The organism is Candidatus Pantoea multigeneris, assembly GCF_011752615.1.
GTDB classification, from domain to species: Bacteria; Pseudomonadota; Gammaproteobacteria; order Enterobacterales; family Enterobacteriaceae; genus Pantoea; species Pantoea multigeneris.
Genome location: NZ_VWXF01000004.1, coordinates 1 through 16,653, shown reverse-complemented (window position 1 = coordinate 16,653; position 16,653 = coordinate 1). Strand labels below are relative to the sequence as shown.

The 16,653-nt window shown below is 47.0% G+C and carries 18 protein-coding genes and 4 pseudogenes; 7 read left to right on the top strand and 15 right to left on the bottom strand.

The genetic code is table 11. The features are described from left to right. Nucleotides 1-10: 10 nt before the first annotated feature. From F3J40_RS10910 to F3J40_RS10885, 6 genes are all read left to right on the top strand, one after another. A complete protein-coding gene (locus F3J40_RS10910) occupies nt 11-1,381 on the top strand; it encodes an NAD-dependent succinate-semialdehyde dehydrogenase (RefSeq protein WP_167014518.1) in 1,371 nt (456 codons plus the stop codon). Nucleotides 1,382-1,396: 15 nt separating this feature from the next. Then, nucleotides 1,397-1,810 carry a cupin domain-containing protein gene (locus F3J40_RS10905; protein ID WP_167014517.1) on the top strand — a complete coding sequence of 138 codons (414 nt, stop codon included), beginning with the start codon at nt 1,397-1,399 and terminating at the stop codon, nt 1,808-1,810. Nucleotides 1,811-1,839: 29 nt separating this feature from the next. After that, entirely contained in the window at nt 1,840-2,913 is a 1,074-nt protein-coding gene (locus tag F3J40_RS10900) for an isocitrate/isopropylmalate dehydrogenase family protein (protein ID WP_167014515.1), read from the top strand. Between the two features lie 51 nt (nt 2,914-2,964). Beyond that, nucleotides 2,965-3,165, top strand: coding sequence for a tautomerase family protein (locus F3J40_RS10895; protein ID WP_369410936.1), 201 nt, complete (start codon nt 2,965-2,967; stop codon nt 3,163-3,165). A gap of 53 nt (nt 3,166-3,218) precedes the next feature. After that, on the top strand, nt 3,219-3,521 hold the full coding sequence (locus tag F3J40_RS10890; protein ID WP_167014511.1) for a putative quinol monooxygenase: 303 nt from the start codon (nt 3,219-3,221) through the stop codon (nt 3,519-3,521). 225 nt (nt 3,522-3,746) lie between these two features. After that, complete coding sequence (locus F3J40_RS10885) at nt 3,747-4,733, top strand: amidohydrolase family protein (RefSeq protein WP_167014509.1); 987 nt, start codon at nt 3,747-3,749, stop codon at nt 4,731-4,733. 144 nt (nt 4,734-4,877) lie between these two features. Here F3J40_RS10885 and F3J40_RS10880 read toward each other — a convergent pair whose 3' ends face one another. Beyond that, nucleotides 4,878-5,111, bottom strand: a complete 234-nt coding sequence (locus F3J40_RS10880) for a hypothetical protein (protein ID WP_167014507.1) — start codon at nt 5,109-5,111, stop codon at nt 4,878-4,880. A gap of 80 nt (nt 5,112-5,191) precedes the next feature. Between F3J40_RS10880 and F3J40_RS10875 the strand changes: the two are divergent. Then, a pseudogene (locus F3J40_RS10875) lies at nt 5,192-5,389 on the top strand (MurR/RpiR family transcriptional regulator); the annotation flags it as partial. 148 nt (nt 5,390-5,537) lie between these two features. On the opposite strand, the gene F3J40_RS10870 reads toward F3J40_RS10875, so the two are convergent. The 14 genes and pseudogenes from F3J40_RS10870 to F3J40_RS10800 form a co-directional block, all read right to left on the bottom strand. Further along, nucleotides 5,538-5,969 (bottom strand): hypothetical protein, encoded by a 432-nt coding sequence (locus tag F3J40_RS10870; protein ID WP_167014505.1) that lies wholly within the window; start codon nt 5,967-5,969, stop codon nt 5,538-5,540. Nucleotides 5,970-6,277: 308 nt separating this feature from the next. Further along, nucleotides 6,278-6,748, bottom strand: coding sequence for an Imm26 family immunity protein (locus F3J40_RS10865; RefSeq protein WP_167014503.1), 471 nt, complete (start codon nt 6,746-6,748; stop codon nt 6,278-6,280). Then, complete coding sequence (locus tag F3J40_RS10860; protein ID WP_167014501.1) at nt 6,733-7,290, bottom strand: RHS repeat-associated core domain-containing protein; 558 nt, start codon at nt 7,288-7,290, stop codon at nt 6,733-6,735. Before F3J40_RS10860 ends, F3J40_RS10865 begins: the two co-directional genes overlap by 16 nt. Before the next feature lie 108 nt (nt 7,291-7,398). Then, a complete protein-coding gene (locus F3J40_RS10855; RefSeq protein WP_167014499.1) occupies nt 7,399-7,725 on the bottom strand; it encodes a hypothetical protein in 327 nt (108 codons plus the stop codon). Nucleotides 7,726-8,058: 333 nt separating this feature from the next. Then, nucleotides 8,059-8,169, bottom strand: a pseudogene (locus F3J40_RS25345) (RHS repeat-associated core domain-containing protein); the annotation flags it as partial. Between the two features lie 152 nt (nt 8,170-8,321). Next, nucleotides 8,322-8,689, bottom strand: a pseudogene (locus tag F3J40_RS25400) (immunity protein PIM1 family protein). Next, nucleotides 8,689-9,414, bottom strand: a pseudogene (locus F3J40_RS25180) (RHS repeat-associated core domain-containing protein). Before F3J40_RS25180 ends, F3J40_RS25400 begins: the two co-directional pseudogenes overlap by 1 nt. A 368-nt stretch (nt 9,415-9,782) precedes the next feature. Beyond that, nucleotides 9,783-10,172, bottom strand: coding sequence for an NTF2 fold immunity protein (locus F3J40_RS10835; RefSeq protein ID WP_167014495.1), 390 nt, complete (start codon nt 10,170-10,172; stop codon nt 9,783-9,785). A 3-nt stretch (nt 10,173-10,175) separates the two neighbouring features. Next, a complete protein-coding gene (locus F3J40_RS25175) occupies nt 10,176-10,619 on the bottom strand; it encodes a DNA/RNA non-specific endonuclease (RefSeq protein ID WP_369410934.1) in 444 nt (147 codons plus the stop codon). A gap of 400 nt (nt 10,620-11,019) precedes the next feature. Next, complete coding sequence (locus F3J40_RS10825) at nt 11,020-11,460, bottom strand: hypothetical protein (RefSeq protein WP_167014493.1); 441 nt, start codon at nt 11,458-11,460, stop codon at nt 11,020-11,022. A 602-nt stretch (nt 11,461-12,062) separates the two neighbouring features. Then, a complete protein-coding gene (locus F3J40_RS10815) occupies nt 12,063-12,470 on the bottom strand; it encodes a RhsIA family immunity protein (RefSeq protein WP_167014491.1) in 408 nt (135 codons plus the stop codon). Further along, nucleotides 12,470-12,769, bottom strand: coding sequence for a DNA/RNA non-specific endonuclease (locus F3J40_RS10810; RefSeq protein ID WP_167014489.1), 300 nt, complete (start codon nt 12,767-12,769; stop codon nt 12,470-12,472). Before F3J40_RS10810 ends, F3J40_RS10815 begins: the two co-directional genes overlap by 1 nt. Before the next feature lie 562 nt (nt 12,770-13,331). Beyond that, nucleotides 13,332-14,129 carry a hypothetical protein gene (locus F3J40_RS10805; protein WP_167014487.1) on the bottom strand — a complete coding sequence of 266 codons (798 nt, stop codon included), beginning with the start codon at nt 14,127-14,129 and terminating at the stop codon, nt 13,332-13,334. 8 nt (nt 14,130-14,137) lie between these two features. After that, a partial coding sequence (locus F3J40_RS10800; RefSeq protein ID WP_167014486.1) for an RHS repeat-associated core domain-containing protein occupies nt 14,138-16,653 on the bottom strand: 2,516 nt, incomplete at its 5' end.

Sequence of the window (16,653 nt, the reverse complement as noted above, 5' to 3'; positions counted from 1 at the left end):
AGGCTGAATCATGATTGTTACCGTTAATCCCGCAACGGGTCGCCCGATTGCTGAGTATCCGCTGCACTCCTCTGCTGACGTTGAACAACGCATCGCCGGTGCCTATGCCGCGCAGCAGTCCTGGGGCACAAAGCCCGTTTCAGAGCGGGTAAGCTTATTGATCAGCGTGGCAGCAGTGCTACGCCGCAATAAGGCCCGCTATGCGGCAACCATTACGGAAGAGATGGGTAAGCCAATTGCCGAAGCAGAAGCCGAAGTTGAGAAGTGCGCGGTAACCTGTGAATTTTACGCGGAAAGCGCAGGAAAGTTCCTCGGAGACACGCACGTACCGAGCAACGCCACTGACAGCCGTATTGTTTACGATCCGCTGGGCGTGGTGCTGGCCATCATGCCGTGGAACTACCCGTTCTGGCAGTTCATCCGCTTTGTGGCACCTGCTCTTGCCGCTGGTAATGGTGCCCTACTCAAACATGCTAACAATGTTGCCGCCTGCGCTATCCAGCTGGAAGAACTGCTGCGTGAAGCTGGCGCTCCAGAAGGTCTGGTTTCGACGCTGCTCATCAACGCCTCTGACGTGGCGGGCGTGCTGGCCGATCACCGCGTAGCCGCCGTGACACTTACGGGTTCAACTGAAGTGGGCAAAATCGTGGCATCGCAGGCCGCGAGTCTGATGAAAAAGCAGGTCCTTGAGCTGGGTGGCTCTGATCCCTTCCTTGTGCTGGCCGATGCAGATATTGAACTGGCCGCAAAAATGGCGGTGAAAGCGCGCTTTTCCAATACCGGGCAGAGCTGTATCTCCTCCAAACGCTTTATCGTGGATGCAAGCGTGGCGGATAAGTTTACTGCGCTTTTTGTCGCAGGCGTTAAGCAACTGAAAACCGGCAATCCCACCGACCGGGAAAACACCATTGGTCCGATGGCACGTGAAAATTTGCGCGATGCGCTGCATGCACAGGTTGAACGCAGTATTCAGGAAGGCGCGAAGTTGGTCATCGGCGGTCACGCTGTCGATGGTGCAGGCTATTACTATCTGCCAACGGTGTTGGATCACGTCACCCCACAGATGACCGCCGCTATCGAGGAAACCTTTGGGCCGGTCGCCGCTATTATCCGCGTGCAGTCTGAAGATGAAGCGATTGCTGTGGCCAACAACACTGAGTTTGGCCTGGGCGCGGCAGTATGGACCGGAAATGTTGAAAACGGCTATCGCGTTGCGCGCCGCATCGAAGCTGGTGCCGTGTTTGTTAACGGGCTGGTTGCCTCAGACCCTCGCCTGCCGTTTGGTGGCATCAAGCAGTCCGGTTATGGCCGCGAGCTGGGCGAGCTGGGCATCCGCGAATTTACTAACGTCAAAACACTGTGGATCGGACCCGCTAAGTAAAAGAGGACTGTGAGCATGATTAAAACCGAATCGAACTCTTATCTGCTGCATCCGGCAGATATCAAGAAACACGACCGTGGTGGCGGCGCCAGTACCACTCCGCTCGTCACCGCAGGAATGGGTGCCAGCGCCTTTATTACCGGTTATACCGAGTTTGTGGGTGGCGCAAAAATTCCCTTCCACTTTCATAACTGTGAAGAGAGTGTGCTGTTGGTTGAGGGCAACGCCATTTTTGACATCGACGGACAGGAATTTGCGATTAAGCCACAGGATGTCACCTTTATTCCTGCTGGCGTTCCCCATCGGTTCCGTAATGCCTCAGAAACGGAGCCAATGAAAATCATGTGGATTTATGGATCACGTGATGCGAATCGTACTCTGGTTGAAACCGGTGAAACGCGGCCAATTGCGGCAGAACACAAAAGTTAATTAGTCAAATTAAGGTAAGGATAAAAGTCATGAAATTTCTCGTTCTGCCGGGTGACGGTATCGGCCCTGAGATCATCGAATCAGCAGTGGCGGTTTTAAAAGAAGTCGATAAAAAACACGGTCTGGGCATTGAGTATGATTACCAGGAGATCGGTTTCGCCAGTCTGGAAAAATACGGCACCACGCTGCGTCCTGAATTGCTGGAAAGCGCACGTACTTATGAAGGCATTCTGCTGGGCACCATCTCGCACGCTGATTATCCCAAACCAGAAAAAGGCGGTATCAATGTCTCAGGTGCCTTCCGCGTTGGCCTCGACCTTTATGCTAACGTGCGCCCTGCACGTACCCGTCCTTACATCACCAGCAACCTGCGTGAAGGAAAAACCATGGATCTGGTGATCATGCGTGAAGCGACAGAAGGTTTTTACCCTGACCGCAACATGTCCCGTGGCTGGGGCGAAGTGATGCCAAGCCCGGATATGGCACTTTCTACCCGTAAAATTACCCGGCACTGCTCGGAGCGCATTGCCCGCCGCGCCTTTGAACTGGCAGCCAAACGCCGCAAAAAAGTCACCGCTATCCATAAAGCAAACAGCTTCCACATGACAGACGGATTGTTCCTTGAGGCTGTGCGTACCGTGGCTAAGGATTTCCCGGACGTCCAGTTGGATGACCTGCTGGTTGATGCCTCTACCGCGCACCTGGTGCGTAACCCGGAACGTTTTGACGTGCTGGTTGCAACCAATTTCTACGGTGACATTCTTTCGGACCTGGCCAGTGAACTGTCAGGTAGCCTGGGCCTTGCCGGTTCGGTAATGGCTGGTGACACTCAGTGCTGCGCTCAAGCGCAACACGGTTCCGCACCGGATATCCAGAACCAGGACAAAGCGAACCCAACGTCCATGATCTTGTCAGTCGCGATGCTACTGGAGTGGATCGGCGAGAAAAAAGTGCTGCCAGTCTGGCGCGAGGCCGGAGCCACCATTCACAACGCGATTGAAAAAGTGCTGGCCGATCCCGCTCACCGCACGGTGGACCTGGGCGGCAGCACCGGTACCAAAGCTTACACCACTGCGGTCATTGAGCAGATCCGCAGCCTGTAACCGCATGTCAGGATGGGGTAACAGGCAAGGATGCTTCTCTGATAACGCTACGTGAGAGAAAAACAAATGCCAGAGATTGTGGTGTATGCGGTAGAAGGCCGTAGTGCCGAGCAGAAGAAAAAACTGATGGTAAAGATCACTGAGGCGGTGGTTGACACCTTTGGTGTGGATAAAGATCGTGTGGTGGTCTCCGTTGTGGAAACCAAAGCGGCAGATAAATCGCGTGGTGGTGTGCTTTACAGCGAACGCTAAAAGTAAAACAATAAAGTGGGCACTGATGCCCACTTTTTTATAAGGAAGAACGAATGATCCATGTCATTGCGATAATTAAAGCCAAGCCTGGCATGCGCGACCAAATTATTTCTCACGTACAGGAAAATATTCCTGCCGTCATCGCTGAAGAAGGTTGCATTGAGTACCGTCCTGTTATTGATCTCTCCGCGGAAGCCGTCACTGGGTTTGGTGCTGACACGCTGGTGATTATTGAAAAATGGCGCGACGAAACCTGCCTAAAGAATCATTCAGTTGCACCACATATGAAAAATTATGCTGAGAAAGTGAAAGATTTCATTCAGGAACGAACCATTCATATTTTGAAAGATATCTGATTTAAACCGCCAATTAATATATCCGCAAACTGTTGGCTATTTAGCCAATGGCTTGCTTACGCTCACTGAACGCTAAATCCCCTATTCCGGGACCTACAGATGACCACGCATTCTCGATGAAGTCAGCAGTTAGCGAACTCAGGAGAAGGGCAAACCCTGGCGAAAGCCGGCCCGCTTAAAAAATAAATAATAATTTCTTACCCTGTACCTACGAAGGAGATGCACATGATTTCACGTCGTTCTCTACTGAAAACCCTGCCACTGGTTGGTATGGCTGCAGGCATCAATACGAAACTGAGCTGGGCTGCGGCCATTTCATCGGACAATTTTTCCTCCAGGCTGAAATTTATTCCGCCTTCGGGAAGTTGTGACTGCCATGTGCATGTGTTCGATCCTGAACGTTTTCCCTTCGTGGAAGCGCGAGTTTATACCCCTGACCGTGCTCCCATCAGCGATCTTGAACGCCATCTTAAAGAATTGCACATGGATCGCGTTGTTCTGATCCAACCGAGTCCTTACGGCACGGATAACCGCTGCATGCTTAACGCGATTCAGGTTCTTGGTCAGAAGAGAGCGCGTGGAGTGGCGGTGGTTAATGATGACATTACATCAGAAGAACTACAGAAGCTGCATGAACAGGGTATACGCGGACTGCGCCTGAATATGGAGGCACGTGCGGGGGCCAAACTCAGCGCAGAGGAGAGTGGCGCGTTTCTGAAGAAGATGGCTGATAAAATCAGCCCACTGGGATGGCATCTGCAGATATACACCAATCTGCATGAAATTGCCGACCTGAGCACCACCATTACTCAGTTGCCCGTCCCCATCGTCATTGACCATTTGGGCAAGCTTAAAGCAGAGGAAGGTATTCAGCAGCAGGGCTTTAATGAACTGCTCTCCCTGCTCGATTCCGGCAACGTTTACGTTAAGCTTTCAGCGTTCTATCGCGTAACAAAAGATACCTCCTGGCAGAATGTTAAGCCATTTATTAATGCACTGGTTTCACGTAAATATGACCGTCTTATCTGGGCGTCTGACTGGCCACACACCATGCCAGCCCCAGGTAAAAAGCGCACGAAGGAAGGCGTTGAATATTTCTACCCGGTCGATGACATCTCGATTTTGAATGCGTTTGGTTCATGGCTACCTTCTGAAAAGGTTCGGCGCGAAATCTTTGTTGATAACCCAACCCGGCTTTACTGGACCAAATAGTTTTAGCATTGCGGCTTTACGGCTCCGCAGTGCTTTATGTCACCGGTATCACTGATGCCGGTATCACTGATTCCGGTATTTAAAGACTCATAAGTTGTGAGCACAGCGAGTATTTCCAGCCATCTTGTTCACCCGGTATTATTGTCACTCTCCCTGTTTTTTCTGATCATTGCGGGCGCTTTGTGGTGTTGGGCTGGTCATGTTGCTTAGCTGCTTTGGCGTCCCGTCCGGGCGGGTGTGATACCAGTAAATCCGCGTGTACTCCCGCGCCCTGTCCGGCGTCCCAGCGCGTCGTAGCGGAACTGCACCACCGTCTGCGGCATCGCCGGGCGGTCCGGCGTCACCGTGACTTTCGCCAGCCGGTGCTCCACGTTCCACTCCAGCGCCAGGTGCCGTTCCGCATGATGCTATTGGGTTGTACGTGTTGAAATCAGGTCAGCATGGGATGTTGTTGATATCGCCGTGGCGCGCATCAAATTGCCATCACCGACAGCCAGGTCAGCCCACTGGCGGCTTTCAGCGATGATTTCTTCGTCGTGCGTGAAGCGCGGGTAGCTGGTTTCCGCTCTCAGGTTGCCTCACTGTGTCTGGCACAGATTCAGGCCGTATCTCTGGCTCTGAACAACGCCGACGCTCCAACGCTGATAGTGCAGTAAACACAAATCACAGAATGCACGCTTTGCGTGAGTTCTGGTGTGTAGAAAAAGATACTTTATTAACGCCTTCCAGCCGACGAAAATCGCTTACAACACTTTGTTTATGAATTAGAAAATCACGATTAAAACCCTAGTCCGTCTGTAAAGACTACAGATTAAAATACCATTCCAGGAAAGCATTAAAGTCATTCCATTGATATTGAAGTTTGCCATTTTTAAAATCGTTTATGTCTTTTCCTGGACTTAGGCCAATCACAGCCCCATTCGCTCTGTTATAAAAGAGACCATGCCCGCCTTCAAAACTGTCGAGAGGAATAAATTCATCTGGAAGCATCAATAATTTATGTGTTCTTTTTAAATCAAATTCATAGTTTGCGTTTAATAAAAACCAGCCTAACTGATAAATTTCTTTACCTTGGCTATTGAAAGTAGGACCATCTTCGGCATGAGTATAAAAATCATAAATCATTGACGCTGGTTGGATGCCTAGCTTAATAATTTCATTTGCATAATCATGGGCGGCATCTTCAAACCACCACCCTTTCTCCTTTAAATTATCTATCAGTTTTTTAGAGAGCATATCACCACCCTGGTATCATAAAATTAGCACATTATGATTATAAAAACTTTAATGACATTTATATTTCATGAAAATACAAATATAAAAACAGCAAATAATTTATGTTGCTTTATGTACTTGCAGAGATTAAGCGCCACATTGATTTATTTTATTTTTAAATCGTAATTAATCAAGAAGTAAGTAGTTATGTGTAGCAAGATTCGTGTAATTTTTTACTCACATAAATGTATTGAAAACATTCTGATTTAGTGGAGGAAACGAAGACCAATCAATAACCCGGAGGGATATCCCCGCCCCGGTTTATTATGTTAATTTAACGCATATTCAATTGAATTTATAACACTCTTATGGAACTGAATTGACTCTTCACCTACAGGTATATTATCGATTGGTAATTCAGTTTCTATACCATTATGATTATACACTTTATTTCTTATCGGGTTTTTAAAGTAGTGTTCATGATAGACATCCAGCCTATTTGAACCCAATTTTTTAAGTGTTACAAAATACCCATTCTTCCAACATGACGCATTCGTAATGATTGGCGGCAGTAACAAATCTTCTTTTTTCAATGTGATATTTTCGTCAGGTGATAGCGTAAAGCTATCATATATATATATAACGATAGCATTTTTAAATGGGCCGACATCAATTTTACCTAAAGAGACCATGCCGTAACCAAAACGACCATCGCTCAATTTAAAATAAAAAACATCGCCTTCATTCGGCCATTTTTTTTCCGTTCCGTTACCTGGCATTACAGTTACTTTGTCGGCCATTTTATGTTTATCCCATTGTCATTAAGCCACTTCTCGCCCCACGAAACAGCATCTGAATATAATTTCCTTGTGGGGCTAATGCTATTTATTGAACTTTCAAAATATGGGTTATTATGAATAATAGCCTGTTCTATACTCCGAGCATGACCACGATTCAGAGGCTCTTCAGTAACTCGAACTAACTTATCGAATCTCTCGCCATGTTGTCCAGCGCGAATATCCACATCTTTGCTTATACCTACATACACAGGTTTCCCATCTTTATATCCCAAATACACATGTGTATTATTTCCACCTCTGGCTTTCGCTTTTATCCAGTCCACAAACGACATACTTCTTGCCGTTTGTTTCATACTGCCAGTTCTACAAGCAGTTAAACCAAGCGGATCCGCCCAGTTAACCGGATCCGGCGCATACGCATACAGGTTCAGGCCACCCGCCAGTCCTATCGGATCCGGGCTGATAAAGTGCATGCTGTCCGCGTCGTAGTACCGGAACAGATTGTAGTGCAGCCGGTTTCCCGGTCCTGAGAGAAATTCCATGGGGACCTGCGTCCCCTCGATGATTTTATATTAACGTTAATTAAAAATTCTCAGCTTCTTATCTTTCAACCATATACACTGAAAAAACCAACGGCATCACTGGTAAAATTATTGATTCCTGATTTTTTCCAGACCCTTGATAAGACGATTTATATTATTAACATCCCCCCCTTTATCAAGGTATTGAGACCAGCCCGGAATAACTTTCTTAAAAAGCTCAAGGCCATCATCTGTAAGGTGTGATTTCTTTATTACCAAGTCATCTTTAACATTACCATTTTCATCAAAAGGCTCAACGTTAATTAGGAGATTATGAGTCTTCAGGAAGCGCATCAGCATCCCTGAACGCAATAAAACAATATCTCTCCATTCCTGACTCTTATTTCTGGATAAAAGCATAGGTACACTACGCACTGTAAAATCTGATTCAGACATTTACCTCACCCTTATAACTGTTGATATATCATCTAACTGTATCAATTCCCTAGTATTAGGGTTTCTAACAAATACCCCTCCGGCTTCATGTATCCGGAGTTCTTTATCAAGCTGCGCATCTTTTGTAGTTGTACGACTTGTTATTTCAACGGGTCGCCACTTCCCATCTTGCCCTTTAACCACAAAATCGATTCTACGCCTTTCTCCGGTCATAGGATCTTTAACTGACTTTCCATTCATATCACGCAAATAGCGCTCCCTTAACACGTTATCTTTTCCGTAACGTCGTTCAAGAATTGCCTGAGATCTTATCTCACGAGCAGTTCCATCTATTTTGTTTTGAATACATTTTAAACCCAGTGGATCCGCCCAGTTAACCGGATCCGGCGCATACGCATACAGGTTCAGTCCGCCCGCCAGTCCTATCGGATCCGGGCAAATAAAGTGCATGCTTTTGAACTGCAATACCGGATTAAATAATTTTAAAATCAGTATTGCAGCTTATGAATTAATTTAAATTATAATATAAATTAAAAATATTTCTTAATATTAAAAAATCTCACATTCATTTTCTCATTAACATGCCAAAAATATAACTATGAAGGAAAAATGCCTGACTGATATGACTTCCATAAATCATCCACAGCCCAACTGTTGCTTTCTTTTAATATAATGCCTTTGGATATCAACTCAAAATCATCAGATATTCTCCCTGATATTTCTGGATTACCTATTATTTTGAAAGAAGCCTTAAAAACAGCCTCTCTTATTTTTTGATGCAATCTATATCTTTATCAGTGAATCTTTCTTTTTCCATTCGGTTAAACTCCATCATCCATCTGCTATCAAATGGATCTTCATCTCGCGAATCTAAAGAGCCGTCCTCATCAATTTTTTTAAGAAAATCGAAAAATGATGCTATTGAGACAGCATTATACTGGTCATTTACATCAGTATCAGTCATTACATTAACCCTTGTTTTAAAATCCATTTTTCAATAAAATCAACAACATGAACTGAAGTAACATTCTCTCCTAATATATACTTTCCATTCGGAGATCTTACATCAACCTTTATATCATTCAGTCCTTAATACGCATTTCTATATGCCTCAAACAACTCCTTTTCTGACCCTAAGAAATCACCCTGCCGTGGTCCCACAAATTCTCTTTCTGCATCGTGCATACGCCAGTGATCATGTTCAGGATTAGGACCTCTTGGGAAAAGAGTCGGTCTTGTTTTATCAGATCTGGCAACCTCAAAGGGCCGTCCTTTAGATTTTCTGACTGAAGGAACATGATGTCCAGATTCACCGACCCCCATACATTTTTCCAATCCCCAAGGATCGATCCAATTCAGAGGGTTAGGTGCATACTGATAGAGATTTGCTCCACCTAATAGACCAATCGGATCCGGGCTGATAAAGTGCATGCTGTCCGCGTCGTAGTACCGGAACAGATTGTAGTGCAGCCCCGTTTCACGGTCCAGGTACTGGCCCTGCATCCGCAGGTTGTCTTCCCGCACCACCGCCGAGTTTATCTCGCCCCAGGCCGTGTCTACCCGGCCCCAGGCGTCGTTCACGATGCGCCACACCTCCTCGCCGTTGCTGTCGCTCAGCTGCTCCGGCGTCCCGTCCGGGCGGGTGTGATACCAGTAAATCCGCGTGTACTCCCGCGCCCTGTCCGGCATGTCGATGCGGGCCAGCGGCACGTAGCTGTCCGTGTCGCTGTAAACGTACGTCGTACTCCCGTCCCGCCGTATCTCCTGCACCAGCCGCACGATGCAATCAGCTTTGCGTGTTGAAATCGGCCAGAGTTGAGTGCTACTGGCTAGGAAGGCTAGTTAAGTAGTGCTTGCACATATCGAATTTTTATCATTCCTCCTACGTCCGGAAAAAAATTATCACGTTTCGGTGCTAAGACTTTTATTGATGAGATGTTTAATGAATTAAATCAACTACTTTAAATCCCCACCTAGCATTTACCTTATTAATTTTCAAGGCACTAGATGTCTCCTGCCAGCGGGAGACATTTAGCCCATAAGATGAAGCTTCTAATTTACAAGTATGCTCTCTTCCATTTCCCTTCATCTAACCATTCTTTTTTATCAATTTGCCAACGGTCCTCCTTGTATATTAAGGTGTACCTGTATTCATTTTTAAATCCAGTATTTTTTTTAACTTGAATTAATGTTTTTTTAGCAGAAATATCTTCACTTGTTATCTCATCATTTTCTATATCATAATCTGGCGGGAAGCTTACCTGCATTGAAACCTGGCGGCCATACTTCCTCTCTTTTTTAGTGCACCACTTATTAAAAATCTCATCTAACTGACAAGAATATGGCTGCTTATCAATTGCTGGATTTTCCATAAACGCTTCACGGAAGCTATTTTCCCATTCACCCATATCTTCAATAAAACAAATTAATATTTCTTTTGCGTTCATAATTCAATTTCCAAAAATTGAGTAAAGTACTGTCTTCCCATTTTGAGAAACGTTATAAATAATACCGGTAGGCCTAGTTCCACCATTTGAATAGATAAATTTCCAGTCTATATCAACACTACCATTTTTGCTTATATATGTTCTAACTTCGTTTTCGAACACTCTATATCCCCCACGATTTATTGCTGGTAACTGAGGGAAAATATTTCCTTTTCCTCCCTGCCCCCCTAATACTTTAGCTAAAATATGCCCAGCATCATCTGTCTGGAAGCCCATAGCTCTGGCTGCAGCTCGCGCACTGGCATTAATTCCCGTGCCAGTTTTTAAATCTGCAGGTGAAACTGTTGCTCGCGCTGTCAGAACTTCACCATTTTGACCACGAGTTACTGTTGGGCATTTAGAAAGACCCCACGGATCTGCCCAGTTAAACTGCCCCGGCTCATACACATACAGGTTCAGTCCGCCCGCCAGTCCGATCGTATCAAGTTACAAAAGGGTCCAACATGCGGGGTGTTCTACCTATTCTGGCCATAATGAACCATCGTTTTTGCATCATAGATGCATATCCTGCCTTCTTACCTTGATAATTTCCATCCTCACAAAATTATTCTAATGAAATATTAATAAAGGATTATTGATGTAGGGGTACATATCCTATATAGGAAACTGGCTGCATAACGGAATAAAGTGAGCTATATCTTTTGGACTCAGTGTAACCTTCCCGGAAAACCTCTGATGATCAGCATAATTTCTGGTTATGTGATATTTAAGATTCAGTAAATTAACACTTTCGTATAACAGTAAAAATGGTCAGAATGTTCTCGAGATAACCATCCCAGCCATTTTTTTACTTTAGCTCTTTTTTCCTTCCCAAATAAAAGCCAAGATACTTCCTTTGTCTTTCTTTAAACGCACGAGATTTACTATAACTATACGCATCGTCAAAGTATTTATATGACTCATCATATTCCTCTAACTCATAACATACCATTCCAAGATCAATTAATGGAGCAGTATCTATATCTGAGCCTCGAGTTTGCAATGCAATCTCCGCCCATTCTTTAGATTTTTTGAAGGCTGCCATATCAAAGTAAGCACTATATATGCATGCTGAAATCCAACTGGCAATTTCCCATTCCAGCTTAGGCTCAGGAAGAAATTCCCAAGCTTTTTTATATTCATCTAATGCCTCTTCATAAGATTTAACATCATGAAGCTCATTACCTTTTTCTACTTTAGAGACTATTATCCCTTCCAAATTCTTATTTTCTTCAGCAAGTTCTTTCATTATATACCTATCTTAATCATGGGAAGTATTGTGATATTTCCGCCGGTCCAATACAATTACTAGGATCTTTATATCTATCGGGTAACATTGCACCTTGAGAACGATTGTGACCATAATACTCTAATTCATAATTCTTGGAGTCTCTCATAAAGGCTCTAACCTCTCTAGATTTAGGGCCATAATAACCACCTTTTTGGTTCCAATACTTAACTGCATATGTCAAGTGAGCCATGTCACCATCTTTGACATTATACCATCGATTATCTGCTGAACTCTTAAACTGCATCCTATCACCCGTGCCGCGAATACGACCCTCACCACGCATTCGCTCGATAACTTCTCTGCCAGTTTTGCTATTTTTACCTGGGGGTTCTCCCCATATTATTTAGACGACAAGTTGCAAGACCAAGGGGATCTATATATGTCAGTGGGTGCGTCGTGCTGCCGCTACGGCGTATCTCCTGTACCATCCCCAGGCCGTCCCACACGACGCTACCAAGTCAGAGTTAAGCGTTGCTGACAAACATGACTGGCATTGCTGGCTTGCGTCAAAGGAAAATAATAAAGCCGGAGGGATTCTGGATATCTCTTCCGGCTTTATTTTATAAGCTATCTTTTATCCATTTATCTTCAACGACACTAAACCTTTCTTTTTTATCAATTCTCCACTCATTATTTTTATAATGAAGAGTATAGCGATATTTATTTTTCAACCTATTCAGCTGGTTAGTATAAATAATCACCTTCTTCCCATTACTTTCAATTTTTTCAATGAGTTGATTATCAACATCATACTCTGGAGGTTCCCCGCAGTGTAATGATGCTTGCCTACCAATCTTTCTATCTCTAATTGTACAGAACTTCAAGAAAATAGCATCTATCTCATTTTGAGCTTTGTTTTGCTCTTCAATACCGCCTTCTCTCATGGGAATGTAATTATCATTTTCCCATTTGTTCATAGCAGCAAAAAAACTTAATAACACATTTTCTTTCTCATCTAATATAGCCATTATATATTCCTAAAGAAGTCACCTAGAATTTTTGAACCATTTTGATAAACATCATATTGAATTCCTGTAGGTCGCAACCCACCATTAGAATATTTAAATGTCCATTCAATATCCACGGCCCCATGCTGACTAATGTAATCTCTGACCGATTTTTCAAATATTCGATATTCGCCACGATTAACTTTTGATAACTGAGGAAACAAGTTGCCTTTTCCGCCTTGACCACCGAGCACTTTATCAAGTATGTGACCAGCATCGTCGCCTGGCAGACCTATAGCTTTAAATAGCAGCTCTCGCACTAGAATTTACGGCTGTACCTGTCTTTAAGTCTGATAGCGAAACTGTGGCTCGCGCTGTCAGAACTTCACCATTTTGACCACGAGTTACTCTTGGGCATTTAGACAGTTTCCACAGGTCCGCCCAGTTAAACGGTCACGGCTCATACGCATACAGGTTCAGCCTGCCTGCCAGTTCCGGATCAAGTTACAAAAGCGTCCAATATGCGGGGTGTTCTACCTATTCTGGCCGTAATGATCCATCGTGTTTGCATCATAGGTCATATCCTTCCTCCTTACCTTGATAATTTCCATCCTCATAAAATAATTTTAATTAAATATTAATAAAGGATTGTTGATGTACGGGTACATATCCTATATAGGAAACTGGCTGCATAACGGAATAAAGTGATTGACCTTCCTCAATGTCTACACATTGAATAGTACTGGTGATTGCGAGTTCTTGTGTCGTGAAGCATCTGTCATAGGAAATCTGCCATGCCCCTCTCTGTCTATATATCACAGCATCATAGCCGCAGGTGAAAGAATAATACAGGAAGGATCATAGAGATCACTTCCATATTTTTTATGGAATTTTCTTAGCTGCCATTTTAGATGACGTAATTCTCCATGAAATCAAAATACCTAAATCACCTAAACATTTATTTATTGATTCAAGTGAATTCTCTTCCACTTGCCATAACCATGATCCATTATTTAATTTTTTTAAGACACCACGACCTTCATCTTTTGATATCCAATCTCTCAACGGAATACCACCAACATCAATTAAAATATGACTTCCATTTAGAATGTTTACAGGATAGACCATTCTTAACATGATATTTTTATATTTTTCTTCTCCTTGAAATCTTCCAGGTGTTTCCTTTTTGAATAGAGAGGAATTTTCATATGGGAATATATTAGCCAAATTATTTCCGGCTGCATAGTAAAATGCTTTACTCATCTTATCGCAAGAATATGCGATACCATAAGAAAGACTTTTTGAAATTGATAGTTCTTCAATAAAACAAATTATTTCATGGTAGGACAATGATTCGCTTATACATTGAGCATCAAGATGAAAGAAACCACCAAATTCATTTGTTGTATATCCAAACGATGCCAACCATGGTGTGCTCCCCTTCTTGTCGTTATATAATCTAAATGATGTCACTTCCCTATCATTTATTTTTTTTTCCAAATCAGAAAAAGAGACATCAAAGATGTCATGATCGCCTTTATGATCACCATCAGTTAAATATTTATAATAACCAGCCTTTGTTACTGATAAATTTATGCACTCAAAAAACCTCTTCCCAAAGTAAAATGCTTCTTCTGGTGTAATATTCTCAGTTCCATAAATCGCTATCGCAGTGTACATATTCTCACCTATATACTAGAAATTAAATCATCAAGCATTGACTTCATGTCAAAAGCGCTATATGGATGTTCAAACACTAAAATTTCACCTTGTTTACTGACAGGCAGATTGCCCATCGCTGTTTCGTTACGTGAAGTTAAAGTTGGTAGTTTTCTACCCATATCTGTTTTGGATGCCAACTCAATTGAGTGAACTCTTCCATTAACATCAACAGCCATAATATCAGGGCGTCTCCCAGAGATACCTTTACCATTAGCAAAACTATACGACCGGTTCAAATAAATATCTTTAAACTTACCACTCATAGCTAATTTATTAGCTATGACTTCTGAGAATTGATTATGCCCTGGGGTTTTGTCTTTTTGCCCTATGCCATGAATTCGAGTGCTATTAACTTCTCTCACAGGGCATGTTTTAAGACCCCACGGATCCGCCCAGTTAACCGGATCCGGCGCATACGCATACAGGTTCAGACCACCCGCCAGTCCTATCGGATCCGGGCTGATAAAGTGCATGCTGTCCGCGTCGTAGTACCGGAACAGATTGTAGTGCAGCCCCGTTTCACGGTCCAGGTACTGGCCCTGCATACGCAGGTTGTCTTCCCGCACCGCCGCCGAGTTTATCTCACCCCACGCCGTGTCCACCCGGCCCCAGGCGTCGTTCACGATGCGCCACACCTCCTCCCCGTTGCTGTCGCTCAGCTGCTCCGGCGTCCCGTCCGGGCGGGTGTGATACCAGTAAATCCGCGTGTACTCCCGCGCCCGGTCCGGCGTGTCGATGCGGGCCAGCGGCACGTAGCTGTCCGTGTCGCGGTAAACGTACGTCGTACTCCCGTCCCACCGTATCTCCTGCACCATCCGCAGGCCGTCCCACACGAAGCGCACCCGGTAAGACGCCGGCAGCGGCACCACCGGATGCCACGACCGGTTGCGGCTGACGTAGTGCACCTGTTTCTCCGTCCGGCGTCCCAGCGCGTCGTAGCGGAACTGCACCACCGTCTGCGGCATCGCCGGGCGGTCCGGCGTCACCGTGACTTTCGCCAGCCGGTGCTCCCCGTTCCACTCCAGCGCCAGGTGCCGTCCCGGCTCGCGTTTCCCGATTACCCGCCCGTGCACGTCGTAGCGCCATTCCACCTCGCCCAGCCGCGTCACCCGGTTATGGGCCACGTAGCGCCGGCCAGGCTCTCCGGTCACGCCCGCTTCCGGCGCACTGCCCTCCCCGGTCAGCCCGTGAGCGGCATACAGGTTGCGCCACATCTCCGGCAGGTCGTCGTTGCCGGGCGTGCCGGCGTGTCCCGGAGTGTCCCGGCGCGGCGTGCCGCTCTGCGCTGGCGGGCCGCCCGCGTTGGTGCCCGCGTCCAGCGGGTTCCCGGCGGCGTCCCATTCCCACTGCCGGTTGCCCGGCAGGCTGCCGGACTGCTCCTCCAGCCGGTCATCCTCCCCGTAGCGCCAGCTGCGGTAGCGCGAGGTCATCTCCCCGGCCTTTTCCGTCTTCAGCCGTCCCGCCAGGTCCCAGCTGCGCCGCCACGCCCACTGCGGCGTGGACGGCTGCCGCAGGCCGTCGCGGTACGTATCCTGCGCCGCCGGGAAGCCCCGCCGGTTGTAGGTGGTGTAGGTGGTGAGCCGCCCCTGCGTCCGGCTGTCCTCCCGGTGCAGACGGTCGCGGGTAAACTCGCTGATGATGTCCTCATCCAGCGCTATCGCCGTCAGGTGCCCGCTGCCGTAGTAGTGCTGGCGCAGCGTCCGGCCGTCCGGCAGCGTCAGCGCCGTCAGGTTACCCAGCGCGTCATACGCCCGCGCCATCGCGCCCTCTTCCCCCTGCTCACCCGTCACCCGGCCCAGCAGGTCGCGCGTCAGGCGCAGGCCGTCTTCCCCGTGCTGCGCAAAGCCGCCGGTGCTCAGCGCCGGATAGCGCGCCGCCGTTATCAGGCGGCCGCAGGCGTCGTAGCCAAAGCGCGTCTGTCCGTCCGGCGTGCTGCGGGCGGAGGGCAGCCCGGCGGCGGTGTAGTCAAAGCCCCAGCGGATGGCCTGCCGGTGGCCCTGAGCAAACACCTTCTCGCGCAGGCGGCCCGCCGCGTCGTAGCTGTAGCCGGTCACCACCCCGTCGCTGGCGGTTTCCGCCAGCAGCAGCCCGTCCGCCCCGTAGCGAAAGGCGGTAGCTTCCCCGTTCTCATTAATCAGCCGCACCGCCCGGCCCTGCGCGTCGCTCTCCAGTCGCACCGTCTGGCCCGCCGGGTTGCGCGTCAGCACCAGCTGGCCGCTGGCGTCATACTCCCGCGCGTAGCGCCGGTTGTCCGGCCCGGTGTAGGCCACCGGCAGCCCGTTGTTATCCCACTCAATGCGCTCTACCGGCCGGTCGGGCTGGCGGCGCGTCAGGACCCGGCCCGCCGCGTCGTGCTCGTAGTCGGTGTGCCTGCCGTCCGGCAGGATTTCCCGCAGCAGCCAGCCGCGCGGGTGCCACTCGTAGCGCGTCTCGCTGCCCGAGCAGTCGGTGTCGCTGGTCAGCAGGCCCCGGTCGTCATATT